Origin of the sequence: Acinetobacter sp. NBRC 110496, assembly GCF_000876115.1 — a bacterium.
Taxonomy (GTDB): Bacteria; Pseudomonadota; Gammaproteobacteria; order Pseudomonadales; family Moraxellaceae; genus Acinetobacter.
The window spans coordinates 83,572-102,168 of the sequence record NZ_BBTF01000001.1 but is presented as its reverse complement, the minus strand read 5'-3'; the positions used below and the strand labels follow the sequence as shown (position 1 = coordinate 102,168).

Sequence of the window (18,597 nt, the reverse complement as noted above, 5' to 3'; positions counted from 1 at the left end):
GAATCCTCATTTATTGGTTAAATTCCTATTAACTCTTGTGTTCCACAAGAATGAGCAACATAGGAAGTTGTGCCATTGCTGGCTGCATCAGGGAATAACAACGGGAATAAATCATCATCAAGCCCATTTTTAACAAACTTGATTCCTATAGGATCTTCACTTAAAACTGCATTAACTCCAGACAGGGAAAATGTTCCGCTGCTTTCACTTCGGTATGTCCAGAAATCAAAATTAGCTATCTCAGTTCCTGTAGAGTCACGAAAAGCGATAAAAGGATGATCTTCATTTATCTGTGCAATTACTTGCCTAACAATTTCACTGAGCAGAATTCCTTGAGGTAAATCAGTAATACTAAATCGCTTTGAAACGTTTTCTACTGAATGACTTAGTGCTTCAATCTCATAGTCTAGGCGTACTGAACCACCTTCGAATTGATTGTTGATCATAATAATTTCAGAAGGTTGACAACCCTCATCCGTGGAAGGCGAGAGACAAAAGCTAGTATTTCTTGTTGAACTGTCAAAGAAAAACGATTCGTTTTCAATCGTATTATTTTGATCAATCGCAGAAGCATCTAACAGATCAAATCGAAGCTTTTGAAACGACGAAGTCATATTGATAAATCTAGCCAAAGCTGCATTTGTGTAGCGTCCATCACTCATAAGTGCAGGTAAGCCTTGACTATCTAAAGCCTCAACATGAATACCATGCTGTCCCAAAACAATAGCACCGCCACCATTTCTCAAAAAGAATTTGGTGTTTACAGGTAAAAGTTTATCATTTAGATAAACATCAAGCATACTTCCATCGTTGATCAACCCAACTGTTATATAGTCAACTGATCCCTCACAGCCAATTGGGGTCGGTGCTAAACAGAAAGTTAATGTGCCATCATTATCTACAAAAGTTGGATTGTCGGTTGGTGTGCCATAGTTCCGACTACCTGTTACGACAATTTTCACTCGAATGTAGTCGGCTGTCAGATTGCTTAATATCAGCCAATTGTCAGCTAAATCTGATTGTTTGATACCATGCATTGACCACAATGCTTGTGAAATCCAATCACTGCCTACATAGACATCATTAATGTAAATTTGGCACTGCGTATTGAATGCAAAACTAATGCGATCTGTTGCGCCCTCACAACCAATCGGAATCACATCTGTACTTTGTGATAAACATACACCTACATGCTCACCCAATTTATCAGTCATTTGAACTAAGGTCGGGTTATCGCTTACAACTGATCTAAAGAAATCTGTATTTAATATCTCAAACTCAAGCCTATGATTGCTTGAATCATTGTTCCTGAATTTGTATACACCATTGCTAATGTAAAAACCTTCTGGCACTTCACCTGCGGGCATCTCATCAAGAATATCTTTTGTTAACCACTCAGGCGGATCATTAATAATGTCACGCTGAACACCATCGACATAAGTCTTGAGTGCAATTGCTGACGAAGTGCCATTTCTTACTGCATAAGCCCACTTGAAACTTTGAGTTGCTCCATCACAACTAATTACTGGGCGATCAGCTTCAGACAGACAGACACCAGCATGTGTTCTTTCCGCATCCATCTGGATAGCCGCTGGATTGTTGTATAGGTAAATAAGTACATCAGTTGTGTTTGTATTAATCTCGATTCTATGATTCTCATCGCCAAGATTTGTCATCTTAACGTTATCAGCAATGCTAAAACCTTCTGGGATTGGATATGGAAAAACCACTTCGACAGGTTCAACCTTGTACCAGTCTGGAGGCTGTGAGCCAACTGGTACAAGCACCCCATCATACAAAACGGTGGTTTTATCAATTTCCTCTAGGGGAACGCCATCTCTAATCAAGACCGTTGCGTTCGCTGTACCAATAGCTCCATCACAACTGATACCTATGCTGGAGTCTTTCCCAAGCATTGAACATCCGCGAATCGGTTAGTTTTAATAGCAGCTGAGATCATTCGACCAGCAACACTATTCGTACCATAGACTAAATCTGCATGAGCCTTGTCATAAATAGAGATAGGCATTCCATTATTTGAAGTTGGCTGATTATCATCAGTGATAAAAATAATTCTCTGACGATTATCAGGCAGACCAGTGCGCTGAGTATTGATATTTACTTCTAAATAAGTGCCTGGTGTTTTGATTTGAGGAATAGTCATTACTTATTTTCCTTTAGTTCAATTAGATCAGACTCATCTTTAATGCCATCATCAGGCTCAAAGTGATAGTCAACGTTAATGCGGATTAAATCTTCTTCAGTTTCATCTTCTTCACGTAGGCGATCTGAAGCACTTATGACGAACTGAGTATGAAACTCTTGGGATAAAACATTAATTGATTGAGCTTGTACCTTAGTGTTGAAAATGGTTTTTGTACGCCCAAGCTCAAGCGCACGTAAACCTTTGACACCAACAGAAGAGAGGTCATTTCCAATCAAAATTTTTTGGATATGTTTGAGCATTAAGAAAGAGCCAATATCATTGATTGCTCCATGACGCTGAGCTTCTTCATTACGCAATGATCGAGCACCAACCAATACAACAAAAGTTACTGGGTATTCTGTTTTGTTATGACCAAGCTTTGTAGGAGTTCCTGATCCTTGAAAGGTCACCCAAATTGCAGGAAAAGTTTTAACCCAAGACAACAGAGCTTCATCGAACTCGCCACCATAGGTTTTGATTTCTCGAATCCAGTTCCACTTTTTGTCTTTGATTTGCTGAGCCAAGACATCTTTGATGCCTTGTTCAACAACTGACAAGTCTAGGTCTACCATCCACGACCTCCAAAATCACGACGGCCAACCGTAATCAAGACGTTGTTAGACGAGGATTCTATAGGTGCAGCTTCACCAGCTGGCGTACCACCTAAAGCCACTTCACCTTTTGAAATGGCTTTAAGGGTTCTAACTGCATCGTTGTAGCGAATTTTGATCGGATCATTTTCAGTTACGACCATCGCACAAAGATGGTATCGAGCAATATGACAACCAATAGCGACCAAGTATGGTGGAATAATTTGCAACGGCAGTTTATAGCGGACTTGAACATAACCATCGATCTCGCTATTTGCTTCACTGAGTGCCGCATTCAGCTTGTCAAAGTTGATTTCACCAGTGTAAGGCTCACGGTTATCAGTCAACTCAACAAGCTCAGGATCGCCAAAACGTTCTCGCATTGCATCTGCCGTTACATACATAGCTTATGCCTCCGTACCAGTCGATCCGTAAACCGTTTGCCAGAAACCATAACCAGCTGCACCACGCGCCTCGACACCAAAGTAGAAAACACCTTCCATGAACACAGACGGTGATTCCATGCTGGTTTGCTGAACAAATACAGGCTTTTTACGCACCTGATAAACAAATGGTTTAACGGGTTTGCTGGTATCCAACAAAAACCATGCATTGTCGTCAGTCAAACGTGCTGATACTTGAACCTTTGCAGTGCCTTTGTAGGGGTTTGGCTTGCCATCTTCCAGACGATCCACTGTCATTAGGGCATTCGCAATATCTTCAAGCGCAGCTGGCACTAATAGCGTTGATGGCGTGATATTAAGTGGACGACCAGATTCATCCTTAAATTTACGCATTGCTGTACGAGCAGCCCCAAATGAGGCTTGAGCTTTGGCTAAAGTTTCAATTGAAAGCTTCTTCGTACCTTTGTTGCTGACATTGGTTTTACCCACTTTGTGACTAGTCGAGATCATTGGCTGACCGTCGTAGCATTTTGCAGTAAATGATTTATTTACAGCTTCAAAGACCAATTCGTCAGGGTGTTGCTTAGCTGACCATGCCGCTGATTCCGCTTGAGGCTTGTAGATGCCCAGCTGATCATCTTCAATGTCATTGCGACGCACTTCAATTGTTGCAGAGAAATCCTTGTTACGGATGACATAGTCATATTCTGCAAGCTTAGTAATATGTTTTTTGCCGATCCATTCTTTCATCTGTGGAAAGTTTTCTAACCAGCGATAATCAACATAAGCACCATTACTAGGCACTACCATTGCAATAGCTGGATATTCAACAACGACATCATTTAGTGCATTGTTATAAACTGTCTTCAGATTTAAAAAGATTGCGTTAAGTACTGCACCGTTTACGTTCATTCTACCCATACTCCATTTTCATCAATACCAACGACACGACCAGCTGGAGACAACGTTCCACCAGCATCCGTCTCAGCAACTGTTTGCCCATCTTGTAAAAAGCAAGGCTTACCAAAGGAAGCTTGCGTTACAGGGTCAGATGTACTGTTGTCGAACTGGAAAGCACAATCATTACGCACCAACACATACACATCGCCATTTGAACCAGCAGTGTTGTCGACGCTGTCTTCATAACGACCTAAATAGGTCAGATCAGCATTGACAGTGACTGGCACGGCAAAACCCGTTGCATCTACAGCAGCAGCAAAGCCAGCCACAATGACGGCACCAGCTTTGACTGGTACACCAAACAAACCCTTTTCACGGAACGGGGTTTGACGTTCTTCCTGATTTAAAATGCTGCTCATTATGTTGTAGCTCCCAAATCAATCCCCATTTGTGCTGCAACAGCTAAATCTTCAGGGGTATGTGCCTGATTACCACCTTGATTGCTATTGCTAGCAATGTTTACGGTAGACGTTTGTTTTTGGTTTAAAGCCGCAATTTTCGGCAGGCTTTCAATATGTTTTTTAATAAACTCAGGATTGGTCTTGGCCTGATCTTTTGCCCAATTGATGGTTGCATCGCCCGTCAAACGACCATCTGAGCAAGCAGCAACAATCAGGTCGTCCAATTCTTTACTGGCAGCATTCGCAGCTACAGTAGTCGCACTGGCAATTGCTTCTTGATAAACCGCAATCGGCACATATTGAGTCAGATCAGGTGCTTGACTATTGGCAGCAGCCTTTACTTCAATTGCTTTTTCAATCGCAACTGATAGTGCCTGACCAGCAACTAAGGTAGTTCCAAAAGCACCATCCATTTTTGCAAAAGCACTATTTGCAGCGGTTAATAACTCTTGTTCTGTGGCTGTTTCTGGCAGCCCCAGACATTTACGCATGAGTTCTAAAAACTCTTTCATTGTTGAGTCCTCGTCGGATTGTTGAGACAAAAAGTCCTGAGCCGCAGCAGCAAGACGTGCTTCGGGCAAGGTGTCTAAATTCGGGGTGTTGGTTAAGGCGAAGCTATGAAGTCCGAGGATTTCACCAGCTTGGTTGTAGAAGAAAACAGGCGAAGTGTATTTATACTCCTTGGCCTCAATGTATTCTTTGGCTCTATCAGTCCATTCAAATTGAGTACTACATAATCCGACTCCATCGATATATTGGAATCCAGCAGGCTTGAGCCAACCAGACGCTGGTGCAGGATCACCAGACTCTTGAGCTTTTAAAGTCGCGTGTTCATAGTCCACCACTAAATCAATAGAACGCTGGCTTAATGCGGCAGCAATTTGACGACCACGTTCTGGTGTAAGTTCCCAGTGTGGGGCATCGGTAGGACGACCATCGATACCACGAAAGACTCCTTCAGGAATCAATATAAGATAGGTCGATGTCGCATCTAAGGCGAATGAGCACGCGGCTACTAATAAGGTCTTTTTCATGTTGGCAGAATCGCACTGCCAGCTTTTTTTTATTAGGCGGAAAGGCTTCCGTTTATTTTTATGGTGTAAAAATTTTATGCCAGTAATGATCTACATCTTGAAAAACTTCTTGCTCAGCTTCAGGCTGAAGAATGCCATTGGTATCCATTGGCATGTATGGCCGCGCTGGTATATCGCCAAATGGAATAGGCGCACCACGCCGAGTCTTTCCTGAAGCACCTTGTTTGATCCCAAAATGCATAGCTGCGGCATAAGGCATGTTATTGCTGATTATTGCTTCATCTTGAGTATGGCTAGTCACAACTCTGGCTCTCAAATTTCCTGAAGCCTGCAATACGCCTGAATATTTAATGCCTTTGCGCTCATATATTTTAAGTGTTGTTAGTGAACGACCTGCCCATTCAGGTCGGCCACCATGATCAAAATTATCATCCGTCACAGTGGCAAAAGTACCAGCGATTGCAGCAGCTAATGGCGTGGTGTCAGATAAACGACTAGCAACATGATTTAATCGATCAATTAAAAGTTGATCACTGATTTGCATATAACTCATAAGCTACCGAACCACCTCAAATTTATTCACTATTGAAGACGCAGTCTTATCAATTTTGAAAACCTGCATCACGCCATCTTTTGAATTGATTGAAACTCGAATCACTTCAGCTGCATCATTTACAGGGAGCAAATACAGTAAGCTCTTATTGTTGGCATCCCATAACACTTTTTTAACTTGCTGAAGAAGCTTAGGCAAAGTCAGCCATTCTTCATTGCTAAGAACGTTGGCATTTTGACCGACCAAAAGCTGATCAGAGATTGTGATAATTGGGCTCTCAACAACAATACTTTTACTTGTCAGTGCATGAATATCTTGCAGATCAATAACACCGATGGTACTAGTCTTATTTTGGGTTTTAGCAAAGCTCAAGGTGTTTTTAACAAATGCTTCATGCGCTTTAATCCGTGGTTGGCTCAACAACATCTGCTGAACTTGCTGCACGGCTGGCTGTGCTCCAAGTAGATCAGCAGCTCGCTTGACCAACTCGGCATCGATCAAATAGCTCGCTGCTGGATGACTATTAAAACCTGCTCCAAGGGTAAAGTAACTAGTTTGACCATCAACTGGTCTAACTCGGATACGGGTTTGAGTTGCAACAGCATCTTGTCCAGTAAAGCTACTTTTCCCTATAACGACTTGGTGCTGTTCAATATCTTCAGGGGTAGTCTCAACAACATTTAAACCCAATGAATCAGCTTCACTGGCACGACGAGCACGTACTTTACATTTACAGCCAAACTCAGTGGGTGGATAAGCGTATAACCAAAAAGGATCGTCATAACGACGAGTCTCACCATTACGCGCCAGATGTACTTTTCGTGGATTAGAAATGGATATATGTACCCACTCCCACAAAGGCCGTGTATCTACCGTTGCCATCAATGCTTTATAACGACCAGCCGCCAAGCTCTTATGCACATTAGTATCGAAGATGGTTTTTAAACGTCGCGGACTCCCAAGTTGAACTGTTTGCTCGATGCCAACTGGATTAATGACCGTCTTTTTTCCCCACCAACCCTTTTCCTGAAGCGTAGGGATAATAGAAGATTTCCATTGCTCCAGATTTTGCCCTTTCTCAAGTGCTGTAATTAATGAATTTTTAATGTCCTGAAGCAAGTCAATTCGAGCAACCTTAGCGACAGTAAATGCGCGGCTATGCGCCTCATCTAAAGTTTCATGCCAGTCCCATCCAATCTTGTACCCCTTGGACTCTAGATAGGCAATGGCATCAGCTGGAGGTGATTTAAATAGAGCATTTAGCTCTGGTCGCTGAGGTACTTTAGCCATTTTCAGCCTCGGTACTTAATCGACCAAAAACTTCAGTTGCAAAAAAAAGCTTGGTTAATTTGTCTTGCAATGCTGGCTCATCATCTGTCGGGTATAGATCAGACAGGATTGCTAAAATTTCCTCATCACTTTGTCCAGCTTGAATTTTTGCAATTAATTCTTTTGTCCACGCTTCAGCTGTTTTTTGTGCTTGTTCGGCCTGATCTTTTAGCAATAGCTGTACAGCTTGCTCTTCAAGCGGTATTTGATTATTGGCAGCAATCAAACCATTCAACAGCTGTGGAATGTATGTATTAGCTGCTAAGTTAGGCATGGTTGTAGTTGGCTCGGGTGTGTATGTAAGTACTGCTTCTTTATCGTCAGCAGGCTCAGGAATACCAAGTTTTTCATGCGCCCAAGTACGTGGAATTTTAAAACCGATTTCCACAAGTTTAGGTAAAGCCTCACTAAAGACTTCAATATCTTCAGTATCAGTGGTGTCAAAATAGAATGATGGATAGCGATCTGGTGCAATGTTTGGATAATTCAATCGCATCAAACTACTAACCAAACTATCAGTAATTGAACGTGCAAGCTGCTTTGCATCTGACTTAACAAGTTTTGCAAACTGAATTTCATGAGTTTTACTTTGAGCATTGGTACTGGTTTTACCATCTGCTTGAGAAAGTAATGTGCCACCAACAATCACTTTTGACTGGGTTTGTTCGCACCATTTGACCAAATCAAAATGGTTTTTAGTATCACCCTCAGTTGCTGCCTGAAAGTCTATGCTCATGCCTTGTGGAATAATACCGCCAGCGTTCCGACCTATACTCATAATGGCACGGAGTAAAGTTAATTTTTCTTTTTCAGTAGCTCCAGATGGATATTTACCAATTTTACTTGGTAAACCGTAAGTCTCTAAAAACTCCATCACATCACGGACGCCATAATTTTTAAATAAGAATGGCCATGCAAGAACACGATGCAGGCCAGATCGAGCAATATAACCAGACTTGGCTTTATGTCGGTGAATAAACCATCCAAAGTCCCAAAAATCCACACCTTCTGGCGAGCCATCATTTAACCTTAATTGATTAGGTGCATTGTATGGAGTCATAAAATAACGAGGATTTACATGGTCAAAACTTTTAGGTAGCCATAGGTTACCAATTTGATGCCATTCAATCTCTTGACAAGAATAACCATGACCGACACCGTCCATTGCATCAAATAAAAACATCTCAAAATCTTTGATGTCATCAATCCATTCCGTAACTTCTTCAGCAATTTTTCGCTCAGCTTCAGAGGCATTTTTAGGAGGATTGACTCCCCAAGACAAACCATTCAAACCCTTTTTTCGTTTATCCATTTCACTGAAGATATGACCATCACGCTCTTCCATGTCTGAAAACAAATCTGCTTGAGCTTGTAAGTTACCTTGTTCAGCATCAGTCAAGAGCCGATGCATAGCTAGTGGTGTTAGACCAACTACAGGATGGTCTTGCCACTGATTAGCTAACCATGCAATTTCAGCAGTCTGGTTTTGCTCTAGCGCAGTTCGATCTTGGGTTTTGGATTGAGATTTTTTCTTTGTCATAGCACAAACACAATTTGAGGATTTTGCACCATTATTGGTTTTTGGCTTTTTTATAATTAGGCGGAAAGACTTCCATTTATTTTAATTTTTAATTTCCCAAGAAATGCGCGATTTTAGCGACCCAAAAACAAATACGGCTCATTGATGCAGAATTGTCTTTAAATCGCCAAAAACGCGTTTATAAACGTTTATAAATCTATAAATCTGCCCGACTAATAATTGGTGATGATGAGTTCCTGTTTTTCATCACGACTCACTCCAACTTTACCGACTGAGTAATTAATTTTGGTGGTGCTGATATTCAGTTCTGCGAATGCATCTCGAATATCAGGATGATCATTTATAGACAGCATGACTTTACTTTTACAGGTTTTCATCAGTTCAGCCATTTTCAAATAATGATCCCATCCAAACTCAACACCATAACCAGCCAATTTCCAATATGGCGGATCGGCATACATAAAGCTGTGGGGTCTATCATACTTGTTCAAGCATTCATCCCAGCTTAGGTTTTCAACTGTGACACCTGAAAGCCTGTAATACGCATCGGTTAAATTATCTTCAATCCTCAGAAAGCTTGGCGCTTTCGATGTTGTAGCTGTTCCAAAAGTTTGACCAGAGTTCTTTGCTCCAAATGCTGTATGTTGCAAATAATAGAATCGTGCTGCACGCTGAATGTCAGTCATTAAATCAGTGTTGGCTGCTTTTAACCATTCAAACATCTGACGACTTATAATTGCGTATTTAAATTGACGAACAAACTCCTCAAGGTGATTCTGAACCACTCGATACAGGTTCACCAGTTCACCGTTTACATCATTAATGATTTCAACTTTTGATTGTTGATCTCGCAAAAAAAATAAAGCTGCACCACCAGCAAACAACTCCACATAACATTGATGCTCTGGCATTTTTTCGATCAATTGCGACACCAGACGACGTTTACCACCCATCCAAGGAACGATTGGTTTGGTTTTCATGTTTTCACCTACTGCAAAAGCGTTTCATTTTCTGATAGCCTCGAATGACTGTGTGCACAGTAGCGAGGCTTAGCCTGCGGTAGTCACATACCCAAGGGGGCGATTCTTGTTGGAGCAAGGATCGTCACCTCGTTTTGAATTATTAGAAAAATAAAAAGTTGAAGTTAGGCGGAAGCTGTTCCATTTAATTCAAATGCAACCAGCATCACTGAACCAACTGTCATAATCATCCGAATGCATATCAATATCGGCACGTGATGGAAGTGCCATAAACTCTATTGGACTAGATAGGTGCAAGCTGGCAAACCACCCAAGGATCATCGCTACAGCACCATCACCATGACGATACAACTCTGGGTCTTTGATATCCTTGGCTCGTACTTTTGACACCATGTAAATACCGTCGACTTCTTCAATAGCAGAACAGTCATTTTTCAAATCTGCATCTATTGGCAAGTCAATCATATCTTCCTCAAAAGCTGTCACTAGCTTTGGAGTCCACAGGCCATACCATGCGCGGCTGAGTTTGATTTGATGCACCATGTGCTCACCAAATCTCTCTGCGGTATTTTCTGCCAAGGTTTCACCATTACCAGTGGCATCCATCGCAATGCCACCAAAACGCGGTAATCGCTCCAACATGTACCAGAGAATTTTTTGCTGTAAGCGTGAAGGCACTTTGTGCATCTCAATCACAAAAGGCGCGATCCGTCTTAAATCCTGAGCAATATAGAATGGCAGAATAAAACTAAAGTCCCGATGACGTGCATAATCCTGTCCAGCACAGTGCTGTTTGGATTTATCAAGCTTTTGCAGTTCAGGCTCTAAATAACGTTGAATCCAGTCATCAATGTACGCATCACGCTCATCTGGTGTAAGTGCGGTAAAGTCATCGCCAAGGGATAATCGAAGAACTGTCCTTACTTCAGTCATGGCTCGCTCAACCCAAAGCGTTGGCAAGCACACTGACGATCCATCACGTGGAATGGCATCTAGTTCTTCGCGCATGGCAGCTTTACGACTCCCATAAGACTTACGGATTTTCTTATACCATTTCTCTTTACCTTCAATGGTTGCTTCTTTGCCTCCCATAAAGCAGACACGTTCATACAAGCCATTGGCTACCGCATCATCAAAGGTGACTGTCAGACATTCAGCATCCTCACCGAATACACCAGCTTCAATATCCTTAACAAACTGGTTAAATGCATTATTTTTACCATTGTGTGAACTAATGATAACAATACGGCCACCCCAGATAAGCAATGCTGTTGCGGCTTCAATCACACCTTGAACGTTAGGGTGAAAGGCTGCTTCATCAATTACAACTTTACCTTGCAGACCGCGAATGTTTTCAGGTCGACTGGATAAAGCCACAACCTGAAAACCACTTGAATATCGAATGCGATATGCTGTTATTTTACGTGTTTCACCTTTATCGTCCTGATCCTCAAACAGAAACTCTTCAATCTGCGATATGCCTTGACCTTGTGCTTCAGCAATTACACGTGAGAACTTGGCACAGTATCCAACGAACTCCAGACCTTTTTCTTTTGTGTCACCAATGTAGTAAACACTCATGCCACCAGCTTCCTTGCTCGCGGCAGCAGTCAATACAGCATCAAAGCTCTCGGCAAAAGTGATACCAGTACGACGACCTTTCGGACATGCCTTAATATCTGATTTAATCTTTATCCACTCTATCTGGTGCTTCATTAACACACCATTCTCAAACGGATTAAAATTATTCGGAATATTACGCGCACGTTCTGGAAGTTCATCCCATTCAATTACGCGCACCGTATCTTGCCGAGGCTTTAATGCTGTCATTATTTAATTCCCAGTACCTTTTCACGCCAGAACTGTAGTTGTTCTTCACCCATACCCTGTGAAATGGCAGCTTTTTTAAGGTTTTCGTCTTGTTCCTTGAGTAATTCTTCACGTGCCTGACGTCGAATTTCTTCACGGTTATCCATTGCTTTCTCTTTGGTCATCATTGCTGCACGTGCAGCACGCGCTAATGCACCAACAGCATCAATATCCATTTTTGGCTTTTCTGGATCGTCACCTGTATTTGTTAATTCATCCAAAGCCTTTTTAGTCACAATGGCCTGTACAGCTTGCGCCAGCAACATACCGCCTTTATCGTCTGGATCTTCTCCAAATTCTTTGACCAAGACTTCAGATGCCGCAGCAAATTCACGCATGGCTTTGGCTTCTTCTGCCCAGTTTTTCTTTTCACGGCCTAGGGCAGATCGACTGGGAATGGAATCAGCTGGAAATTCAGAACGAATTTCATCCAACATTTCATTCAAAGTCAGTCTGTCTTCACGCAGTAATTTTTCAACAAATGCGCGTTGTTCATCAGACAGCTTATGCATAAAAGACTTAGACATGATTGCTCCTATGCAGAAGGACGTTTAATACCATGAATGCGCGTTCGGCTTTCAACTACGTCTTGACCACGCTCAGTCAGCTTCACAACCACTACAGCAGAGCTGTCCATTTCAACTTCAACGCAGCCTTGTTCTTTCAGCCAATAAAGCTCGGTCTTAACTTGATCACGACTAAAGCTTAGTCCCCAATTGTGTAAGCCTCCATGTAAAGTGGAGCTATTGCCTCGATATGACGGCAGCTCATTTAGCAAGCGCAATAATACAAGTCGCATTTCTTCTTTAAGTTGATTCTCAAAACTCATAATTATTAATCCTTGTGGTGCAGCAGATAGTCATTCACACGATCCACTGATTTAGCTAAAGGGGCTATAACTTCTTTTAACCCCGCTACAGATTCTTTAAGGGCTTTCATATCACCAGCCATATCGCTAATCACTTTATGATCAGGCATGTTGCTGACACGTTCCTCTAATCGACTTAATCGCTCTTTAGTCTCTTGTAACTCTTTGTCTTTTGCTGCCTGTCGATTTGAAATATAGACATAGGCAGCAAGACCAAAGTTAAAGAGAAAACTGATTAAAGTAATAGTTATACCAATATAGCTGGATGGCATTATTTCCCTCTGCTTTGATTAATAAAGCGACCTGCAAAACCAAGCAAAGCAAGACCTGCTGTGACTTTACTTTGTGAGGCTTCAGGAACTAATGCGATGATTTCTGGTGGCACGCCATACAATGAGACATAACCAATTGCTGCAAATGCCCAAGTAGATAACCACTTCCAAAAGGTGTGCCAGTTCTTAACTAAGAAGCCTGCATGAGAGTCCGATACTCCCAGTAATGGTTTTAATATTTGATCTTTGTTGGCAAGTTCAGTTTGGAGTTCTTCAACGCGTTTTTGATGGCGTTTAGCTTGATCCAAGAGTTTTTGTTTTAACTCGCTAACCGTTTCAGGATTTTCTACTACAGGCTGTTCTACTTTCTCAGTAACGACAGCGATTGTGCCAATAGTGCTTGCTGAAGGTACAAGATTACGTGGACGTTTAAATTGTGTTTTTTTCATCGCATATCATCCGCAGCATATTTAAGATTGCCAGAGACACGGCTCATCCAGCCTTTACCAAATGTGCTAAAGGTTTTGATACGTGTATAAAATTGAATACGTTCAGCATTGAATAGATTGATCAACGCGAACTGTGGCTGTTTACGTATTTCGTTTAGAGTAATCGAGCCAATAATGCCGTCATCTTTGACACCAAGAGCACGTTGCAAAATCTTTCGGGCGTTGCCCAAGCCATGATTCACACCAGCATCGAAATATTGAAATGCAAAAGAATATGGAAAGTTGTCACAATCCAAAGCATCCCAAAATTGATTTTTATAGATACGCTCTACAACATCCATTGGGATGTCTTTCATGGAGCCTTTGTAGCCATAGTTTTGAGCTGTTGCTTTGGTGATACCGTAATTGGTTTCACCTCCAGGATCGGATGGATGGTTTACATATCCACCCTCATGCTTGAGCACTCGTTTTAGAGCATCTTGAAATGTTTTAGCCACAACAAAAAAACCTCATCAAATGATGAGGCTAGTTTGTGATTTTGCTGCCTTTTATATTAGGCGGAAAGGCTTCCGTTTATTTTATTCACCTTGGATTGTTTGAACCCAAAATTCGCCTTTATCCTTGTTTTGCCAATCAATAGAGTAATAGATTACTTGCGATCCGACATGTTCACCTAGATTTATACTTCCTCTACAGATTTTTTTATCTGCTGTAGAGGAAGGTCTTTCACTAATATCTGCAATTGATACCTCGGAAAGACCCAAAAGTTTAAAAGCTGGCGTATCTGTAATTGCTTTTTTTAAGATACCGACAGCTTGAGGATCAGCGCAATCAGGCAGTTTTTTTGTGAATGAACAACCGCTACTCAAAACAATGCCCATTAGTACTGAAACTAAAATTACTTTTTTCATTTTCTTTTCCCCTTACAGTTTTAGTAAAAAGTTGCACGACTTGGTGGTATCCATCTACCAATAATCTCAACATCATTGGCATCATTCAAATCGAGTTGCATCGGTGGATACATTTTATTATCAGAGATTAAAAGCAACGACCCATCGAATTGCCGCTGTACACGCTTAACCCAATAATTCTCATGATTACGAATCACATAAATAAATCCATCAGTCAATTCTTTATCAGCTGAATTAACAAGCAATTTTTCTTTATCTTGAATTGTAGGGAGCATTGAATCTCCCTTGGCATAAACAATCAAAAGGTCTTTTGCATAAAGCCCATGTTTTGATAACCAATCTTTTCTGAAAGCTAGTCGACTTATAGGTTTAGCATCACCACTACAAATAGAACCATGACCAGCGGATATATCAACATCAAAAACATTCACCAAATCGAACTCATCTAAAAAGTCACCTTTTTGTTCCTTTTTCTTCTCGATAAGTCTAATTCCTGTGACTATATAAAGAATATCAGCACCAATATCAGCGATTCCTGCTAAATAACTAGCTTTCGGTTGTGTCGAATCCTTCTCATAGTCAATCTGACTTTTCTTGGTTGTGCCTACTAATTCGGCAAAAGCTGGTTGCGTATAACCCAATCTCTCGCGTTCTTCTTTAAGTCTTGCTCCAATAGTCACAAAAAACACTCCAAATATATTGACAGGTAACGCTTTAGTTACTAATGTATCCGATATGGTTCTACTTAATTCTATTTAAGCCACACAAGGAAACTAAATATGCACCTTAAAACTCCAGAACAGGTAAAGAAAGAGTTCGTAGATAACGGCATTCCTGTTTCGACTTGGGCGGAAACTAATGGTTTCACATCTCAAGAAGTCTACAAAGTTCTGAACGGACAATCTAAAGGAAACTATGGTCGTGCTCATAAAATCGCTGTTGCACTCGGTTTAAAACCACAACCAAAAGTCACCGTTTAGTTACTTCGCACATTCTTGCACAATTTTGCACATAGGGAAAGAGATGAAAAAAAATCAAGAAAATCACTTTTTAGTTTTTATGGGCGTCTTTTTGGTCTGTCTAGGATATTTCGGTTGGTTCACAGCGGAATTAGACAACAAGATTTTGCGAAAAGAAATCATATCAATCAAATACAAAGCGCTCTCTGAGGTCTCTATGAATGACTTGCATAAATATTCAAACGATTAAAGAGGTCGATATCCGATGAGCATCGTTAAATCAGCAGAAAAAGTTCTACAAGTCTTAATTGCTTTAACAGGCCACAGCTTGTCTGGAGTGACTAATCAAGAACTGGCAAAGCAGCTAGATGAGTCGCCAGCACAAATCACCAGAGCATTACAGACGCTAATTGCAAAAGGCCTAGCTCAGCAATTGGATGATGGTTCGTATGCACTAGGCAATCGTCTTGTAGCCATTGCACACGCTCACACTCAAGAGATTGAAAAGGCTCAAGGCCGATTATCAGAACACGTTCAGCGAGTTTTTGCTGGTGTCAAACAAATTAATTCAGGGTCTTAAAAATGACTGAAGTTACTCAAAATCAACTCGCTCAATTGGAGCAAACGGTATCAGTTGAACAGATTCAACTTTCTGAAAAACTTGGTGCTATTAAAGCAACAGCATTTTTCAAAAAACTGGTAACCGTTACCGAAATCAAACTTCTAGCCGAAATTAAAGAATCTAAACAATACAAAGGTTTAAAGCTAGTTAATAGTGTTGGGAAACTGGTAACAGTTACCACTTTTGAAGAGTTCTGTCAGCACTTAGGGATGAGCCGTGAAAAAGTAGACCAAGACATCCTGAACCTTTCAACTTTCGGCGAAGACTTCTTGGAAACCAGCCAACGCATGGGTTTGGGTTACCGCGATTTGCGAAAACTTCGCAAGCTCCCAGATTCAGATCGTGAAGTCTTAATCAATGGTGAAGCTATCAAAAATGAAGACCGTGAAAGCTTGATTGATCTAATCGAAGAGTTGTCAGCAAAACATGCCCAAGAAAAAGCAACACGTGATGCAAGAATTGCCGAGCTTGAATCTAATGATCAAGCCAAAGATCAAATTTTGCAAAAGAAAGATCAAAAATTAAATGAAATGGATAGCAAGCTCACTAAGCTTGAAAGCCCAGCTGAGATTCAGAAACGTGCTGAATCTGAACGTGATCAGTTTGCAGCCTCTGCAATTAAAACTCTACACGATGCATGTCAGGTTATGCACAACGCTACTGCGCGTTTTAGAAACCAAATCAATGATGTGATTCAAGCCATCGAGACTCATGAGCTATATGACATCCAACAATCACTTGAAGGAAATGTCATTGCAGCATTTCAACAGATTGCACAAACGTCTGTTGAGTTCGGTATTCAAATTAACTTTGAAGAAATGGTTACACCAGAATGGTTAGCAGATTCACTTACTGACGTTCAACCCGTAGCTGCTCTTGAAGTCGAAACTCAAACGGAGCAGTAACCATGACAACCCCAGAAATTGCAATTCAGGACTATCTACGCGAAGTAGCGACAAAGCTTCAAAATGCTGGTCATGGCATGAAGGGGAAAATTGTCGCTACTGCATGTGAGTACTTGAACATTAGCAATGCCCAACTTTATCGAGAATTAGAAACTGTTGGATATACATCTGGACGCAAACAGCGCTCTGATAAAGGCAAGTCAATAGTACCTGTCGATGTAGCTGAAAAGATTGGCGGCATGGTACATGTTGCAACACGTGCCAACGGGAAGAAAACTTTACCTGTGACCACTGCGCTAGAAATTCTGGTAGCGGATGGCCAAGCGCCCAACGTATCGGCTGCAACTGTTGCACGTGTGATGAAGAACCACATGTGCCATCCTAAACAGCTTGCAACTCCAACAGCACACATTCAACAAAAATCATTGCATCCAAACCACGTCTGGCAAGTTGATGCTTCAGTCTGTGTTTTGTTCTACGTCCCACGTGGTGGTATGCAAGTCATGGATGAAAAGAAGTTCTACAAGAACAAGCCAGCGAACGTTAAGAAAATTGAAAATGACCGTGTAATTCGTTACGTGATCACAGATCACTTTAGCGGCTCAATTTATGTGGAATACGTTTACGGTAGCGAAAGTTCTGAAAACTTAACTGAAATTTTCTTGAATTGCATTCTGAAACGTTCAGCACAAGAACCTCTGCATGGTGTGCCTTATATCCTTTATACAGACAAAGGTTGTGCCAACACTTCAGGACTTTTCAAAAATTTACTTGAACGTCTAGATGTAACTTTCATTCCTCATTCGGCTGGTAACTCACGTGCAAAAGGTCAAGTCGAAAATGGCAACAATATAGTCGAAACTCAGTTTGAAGGACGTTTACGTTTTATCAAAATTGACAATTTAGACCAGCTCAATGCAACTGCGGCTAAATGGCGAATGATGTGGAATGAAACCAAAACTCATAGCCGAACAGGTCGCTCTCGCAATGCAGTTTGGCAAACAATATCGACTCAGCAACTACGAATTGCACCACCATTAGAACTATGTAAGGAATTGCTAACGACCACAGCTGTCGAACGTACAGTAACTGGAAACTTGACTATTTCATACGCTATCAAAGGCTATGGATCGCATGACTATGATGTGCGACATATCGGCGGTGTATATGTAAAAGCAAAACTCAAGGTGGTTGTTAATCCGTATCGTGCACCCTGCGTTGATGTACTGATGATCAACCAGCATGGTGAAGAAATTGCTTATACATGTGAACCGATGCAGAGAGATTGGGTCGGCTTTAGTTTGGATGCAACGGTCATTGGTGAAACACCAGCAGCCATGCCGCAAAGCAAAATTGATGCTAAGCGCAAAAGCATTCTTAAAAATGCATATAACGCTGACACTCTCGAACAAGTTGATAAAGCAATAGCAAAAAAACAAACAGCTTATGCAGGTTCACTTAATGCGATGGCTGATGTCGATGCTATCGAAGTTCCTACCTATATCAAGCGAGCTGGTGAGCAACTTACTACTCAAAACCAGCGTCGTATTTCAGCACCAGTAACCATTTTTGAAGCAGCTAGCGAATTGCGTGGATTGCTAGGTGAACTTTACACGGCTGAAACATATCAGCTACTCCAACAAAGATATCCAAATGGCTCTGTGCCAGCGGATGACATACGAGAAATCATTAATGAAATCAGAAACAAGAATAAGCGTCATACGCTCAAAGTTGTGGGGGAATGA

23 protein-coding genes are annotated in these 18,597 nt (G+C 41.3%); 4 read left to right on the top strand and 19 right to left on the bottom strand.

Annotated features, from left to right (window positions below):
- Positions 1–17: 17 nt before the first annotated feature.
- The 19 genes from Aba26S_RS00540 to Aba26S_RS00450 all read right to left on the bottom strand — a co-directional run bounded on the left by Aba26S_RS00540 (position 18) and on the right by Aba26S_RS00450 (position 15,046).
- On the bottom strand, positions 18–1,916 hold the full coding sequence (locus Aba26S_RS00540; protein WP_043969728.1) for a hypothetical protein: 1,899 nt from the start codon (positions 1,914–1,916) through the stop codon (positions 18–20).
- Positions 1,892–2,164: a hypothetical protein gene (locus tag Aba26S_RS00535; protein WP_043969727.1), complete on the bottom strand. Its 273-nt coding sequence runs from the start codon at positions 2,162–2,164 to the stop codon at positions 1,892–1,894. The genes Aba26S_RS00540 and Aba26S_RS00535 overlap by 25 nt, the downstream gene beginning before the upstream one ends.
- Positions 2,164–2,778, bottom strand: coding sequence for a phage protein Gp37 (locus Aba26S_RS00530; protein WP_043969726.1), 615 nt, complete (start codon positions 2,776–2,778; stop codon positions 2,164–2,166). Before Aba26S_RS00530 ends, Aba26S_RS00535 begins: the two co-directional genes overlap by 1 nt.
- Complete coding sequence (locus Aba26S_RS00525; RefSeq protein ID WP_043969725.1) at positions 2,772–3,200, bottom strand: gp436 family protein; 429 nt, start codon at positions 3,198–3,200, stop codon at positions 2,772–2,774. Before Aba26S_RS00525 ends, Aba26S_RS00530 begins: the two co-directional genes overlap by 7 nt.
- A 3-nt stretch (positions 3,201–3,203) precedes the next feature.
- A complete protein-coding gene (locus Aba26S_RS00520; protein ID WP_043969724.1) occupies positions 3,204–4,112 on the bottom strand; it encodes a Mu-like prophage major head subunit gpT family protein in 909 nt (302 codons plus the stop codon).
- On the bottom strand, positions 4,109–4,519 hold the full coding sequence (locus tag Aba26S_RS00515; RefSeq protein WP_043969723.1) for a hypothetical protein: 411 nt from the start codon (positions 4,517–4,519) through the stop codon (positions 4,109–4,111). Before Aba26S_RS00515 ends, Aba26S_RS00520 begins: the two co-directional genes overlap by 4 nt.
- A complete protein-coding gene (locus Aba26S_RS00510; RefSeq protein WP_043969722.1) occupies positions 4,519–5,595 on the bottom strand; it encodes a phage protease in 1,077 nt (358 codons plus the stop codon). Before Aba26S_RS00510 ends, Aba26S_RS00515 begins: the two co-directional genes overlap by 1 nt.
- A 58-nt stretch (positions 5,596–5,653) precedes the next feature.
- Positions 5,654–6,148: a phage virion morphogenesis protein gene (locus Aba26S_RS00505; protein WP_043969721.1), complete on the bottom strand. Its 495-nt coding sequence runs from the start codon at positions 6,146–6,148 to the stop codon at positions 5,654–5,656.
- 3 nt (positions 6,149–6,151) lie between these two features.
- Positions 6,152–7,438, bottom strand: a complete 1,287-nt coding sequence (locus tag Aba26S_RS00500) for a phage minor head protein (RefSeq protein ID WP_043969720.1) — start codon at positions 7,436–7,438, stop codon at positions 6,152–6,154.
- A complete protein-coding gene (locus Aba26S_RS00495) occupies positions 7,431–9,017 on the bottom strand; it encodes a DUF935 domain-containing protein (protein WP_043969719.1) in 1,587 nt (528 codons plus the stop codon). Before Aba26S_RS00495 ends, Aba26S_RS00500 begins: the two co-directional genes overlap by 8 nt.
- A 212-nt stretch (positions 9,018–9,229) precedes the next feature.
- The gene (locus Aba26S_RS00490; RefSeq protein ID WP_043969718.1) at positions 9,230–9,997 is read right to left on the bottom strand and encodes a DNA adenine methylase; all 768 of its coding nucleotides are present in this window, start codon (positions 9,995–9,997) and stop codon (positions 9,230–9,232) included.
- A gap of 189 nt (positions 9,998–10,186) precedes the next feature.
- Entirely contained in the window at positions 10,187–11,827 is a 1,641-nt protein-coding gene (locus Aba26S_RS00485) for a phage protein (RefSeq protein ID WP_043969717.1), read from the bottom strand.
- Positions 11,827–12,393, bottom strand: coding sequence for a phage protein Gp27 family protein (locus Aba26S_RS00480; protein ID WP_043969716.1), 567 nt, complete (start codon positions 12,391–12,393; stop codon positions 11,827–11,829). Before Aba26S_RS00480 ends, Aba26S_RS00485 begins: the two co-directional genes overlap by 1 nt.
- Positions 12,394–12,401: 8 nt before the next feature.
- Positions 12,402–12,695 carry a hypothetical protein gene (locus Aba26S_RS00475; RefSeq protein WP_043969715.1) on the bottom strand — a complete coding sequence of 98 codons (294 nt, stop codon included), beginning with the start codon at positions 12,693–12,695 and terminating at the stop codon, positions 12,402–12,404.
- Positions 12,696–12,700: 5 nt separating this feature from the next.
- Positions 12,701–13,006, bottom strand: coding sequence for a hypothetical protein (locus Aba26S_RS00470; protein WP_043969714.1), 306 nt, complete (start codon positions 13,004–13,006; stop codon positions 12,701–12,703).
- Entirely contained in the window at positions 13,006–13,455 is a 450-nt protein-coding gene (locus Aba26S_RS00465; RefSeq protein WP_043969713.1) for a hypothetical protein, read from the bottom strand. Before Aba26S_RS00465 ends, Aba26S_RS00470 begins: the two co-directional genes overlap by 1 nt.
- Positions 13,452–13,952: a glycoside hydrolase family 108 protein gene (locus Aba26S_RS00460; RefSeq protein WP_043969712.1), complete on the bottom strand. Its 501-nt coding sequence runs from the start codon at positions 13,950–13,952 to the stop codon at positions 13,452–13,454. Before Aba26S_RS00460 ends, Aba26S_RS00465 begins: the two co-directional genes overlap by 4 nt.
- 81 nt (positions 13,953–14,033) lie before the next feature.
- The gene (locus Aba26S_RS00455) at positions 14,034–14,366 is read right to left on the bottom strand and encodes a hypothetical protein (protein ID WP_005274861.1); all 333 of its coding nucleotides are present in this window, start codon (positions 14,364–14,366) and stop codon (positions 14,034–14,036) included.
- A 20-nt stretch (positions 14,367–14,386) separates the two neighbouring features.
- On the bottom strand, positions 14,387–15,046 hold the full coding sequence (locus Aba26S_RS00450) for a LexA family transcriptional regulator (RefSeq protein WP_043969711.1): 660 nt from the start codon (positions 15,044–15,046) through the stop codon (positions 14,387–14,389).
- 99 nt (positions 15,047–15,145) lie between these two features.
- On the opposite strand from Aba26S_RS00450, the gene Aba26S_RS00445 reads away from it, so the two are divergent.
- From Aba26S_RS00445 to Aba26S_RS00430, 4 genes are all read left to right on the top strand, one after another.
- Positions 15,146–15,346, top strand: a complete 201-nt coding sequence (locus tag Aba26S_RS00445; protein WP_005274857.1) for a DNA-binding protein — start codon at positions 15,146–15,148, stop codon at positions 15,344–15,346.
- 244 nt (positions 15,347–15,590) lie between these two features.
- On the top strand, positions 15,591–15,905 hold the full coding sequence (locus tag Aba26S_RS00440; protein WP_043969709.1) for a helix-turn-helix domain-containing protein: 315 nt from the start codon (positions 15,591–15,593) through the stop codon (positions 15,903–15,905).
- A 2-nt stretch (positions 15,906–15,907) separates the two neighbouring features.
- Positions 15,908–16,852, top strand: coding sequence for a hypothetical protein (locus Aba26S_RS00435; RefSeq protein WP_043969708.1), 945 nt, complete (start codon positions 15,908–15,910; stop codon positions 16,850–16,852).
- A 2-nt stretch (positions 16,853–16,854) separates the two neighbouring features.
- Positions 16,855–18,597: a DDE-type integrase/transposase/recombinase gene (locus Aba26S_RS00430; protein WP_043969707.1), complete on the top strand. Its 1,743-nt coding sequence runs from the start codon at positions 16,855–16,857 to the stop codon at positions 18,595–18,597.

What these genes read in the sequence shown, in the direction of transcription:
- Aba26S_RS00445 (WP_005274857.1), top strand. Translation starts at nt 15,146, where the DNA reads ATGCACCTTAAAACTCCAGAACAGGTAAAGAAAGAGTTCGTAGATAAC.
- Aba26S_RS00455 (WP_005274861.1), bottom strand. Translation starts at nt 14,366, where the DNA reads ATGAAAAAAGTAATTTTAGTTTCAGTACTAATGGGCATTGTTTTGAGT.
- Aba26S_RS00505 (WP_043969721.1), bottom strand. Translation starts at nt 6,148, where the DNA reads ATGAGTTATATGCAAATCAGTGATCAACTTTTAATTGATCGATTAAAT.
- Aba26S_RS00520 (WP_043969724.1), bottom strand. Translation starts at nt 4,112, where the DNA reads ATGAACGTAAACGGTGCAGTACTTAACGCAATCTTTTTAAATCTGAAG.
- Aba26S_RS00535 (WP_043969727.1), bottom strand. Translation starts at nt 2,164, where the DNA reads ATGACTATTCCTCAAATCAAAACACCAGGCACTTATTTAGAAGTAAAT.
- Aba26S_RS00495 (WP_043969719.1), bottom strand. Translation starts at nt 9,017, where the DNA reads ATGACAAAGAAAAAATCTCAATCCAAAACCCAAGATCGAACTGCGCTA.
- Aba26S_RS00500 (WP_043969720.1), bottom strand. Translation starts at nt 7,438, where the DNA reads ATGGCTAAAGTACCTCAGCGACCAGAGCTAAATGCTCTATTTAAATCA.
- Aba26S_RS00440 (WP_043969709.1), top strand. Translation starts at nt 15,591, where the DNA reads ATGAGCATCGTTAAATCAGCAGAAAAAGTTCTACAAGTCTTAATTGCT.
- Aba26S_RS00530 (WP_043969726.1), bottom strand. Translation starts at nt 2,778, where the DNA reads ATGGTAGACCTAGACTTGTCAGTTGTTGAACAAGGCATCAAAGATGTC.
- Aba26S_RS00480 (WP_043969716.1), bottom strand. Translation starts at nt 12,393, where the DNA reads ATGTCTAAGTCTTTTATGCATAAGCTGTCTGATGAACAACGCGCATTT.
- Aba26S_RS00510 (WP_043969722.1), bottom strand. Translation starts at nt 5,595, where the DNA reads ATGAAAAAGACCTTATTAGTAGCCGCGTGCTCATTCGCCTTAGATGCG.
- Aba26S_RS00490 (WP_043969718.1), bottom strand. Translation starts at nt 9,997, where the DNA reads ATGAAAACCAAACCAATCGTTCCTTGGATGGGTGGTAAACGTCGTCTG.
- Aba26S_RS00525 (WP_043969725.1), bottom strand. Translation starts at nt 3,200, where the DNA reads ATGTATGTAACGGCAGATGCAATGCGAGAACGTTTTGGCGATCCTGAG.
- Aba26S_RS00485 (WP_043969717.1), bottom strand. Translation starts at nt 11,827, where the DNA reads ATGACAGCATTAAAGCCTCGGCAAGATACGGTGCGCGTAATTGAATGG.
- Aba26S_RS00515 (WP_043969723.1), bottom strand. Translation starts at nt 4,519, where the DNA reads ATGAGCAGCATTTTAAATCAGGAAGAACGTCAAACCCCGTTCCGTGAA.
- Aba26S_RS00435 (WP_043969708.1), top strand. Translation starts at nt 15,908, where the DNA reads ATGACTGAAGTTACTCAAAATCAACTCGCTCAATTGGAGCAAACGGTA.
- Aba26S_RS00430 (WP_043969707.1), top strand. Translation starts at nt 16,855, where the DNA reads ATGACAACCCCAGAAATTGCAATTCAGGACTATCTACGCGAAGTAGCG.
- Aba26S_RS00465 (WP_043969713.1), bottom strand. Translation starts at nt 13,455, where the DNA reads ATGAAAAAAACACAATTTAAACGTCCACGTAATCTTGTACCTTCAGCA.
- Aba26S_RS00470 (WP_043969714.1), bottom strand. Translation starts at nt 13,006, where the DNA reads ATGCCATCCAGCTATATTGGTATAACTATTACTTTAATCAGTTTTCTC.
- Aba26S_RS00475 (WP_043969715.1), bottom strand. Translation starts at nt 12,695, where the DNA reads ATGAGTTTTGAGAATCAACTTAAAGAAGAAATGCGACTTGTATTATTG.
- Aba26S_RS00540 (WP_043969728.1), bottom strand. Translation starts at nt 1,916, where the DNA reads ATGCTTGGGAAAGACTCCAGCATAGGTATCAGTTGTGATGGAGCTATT.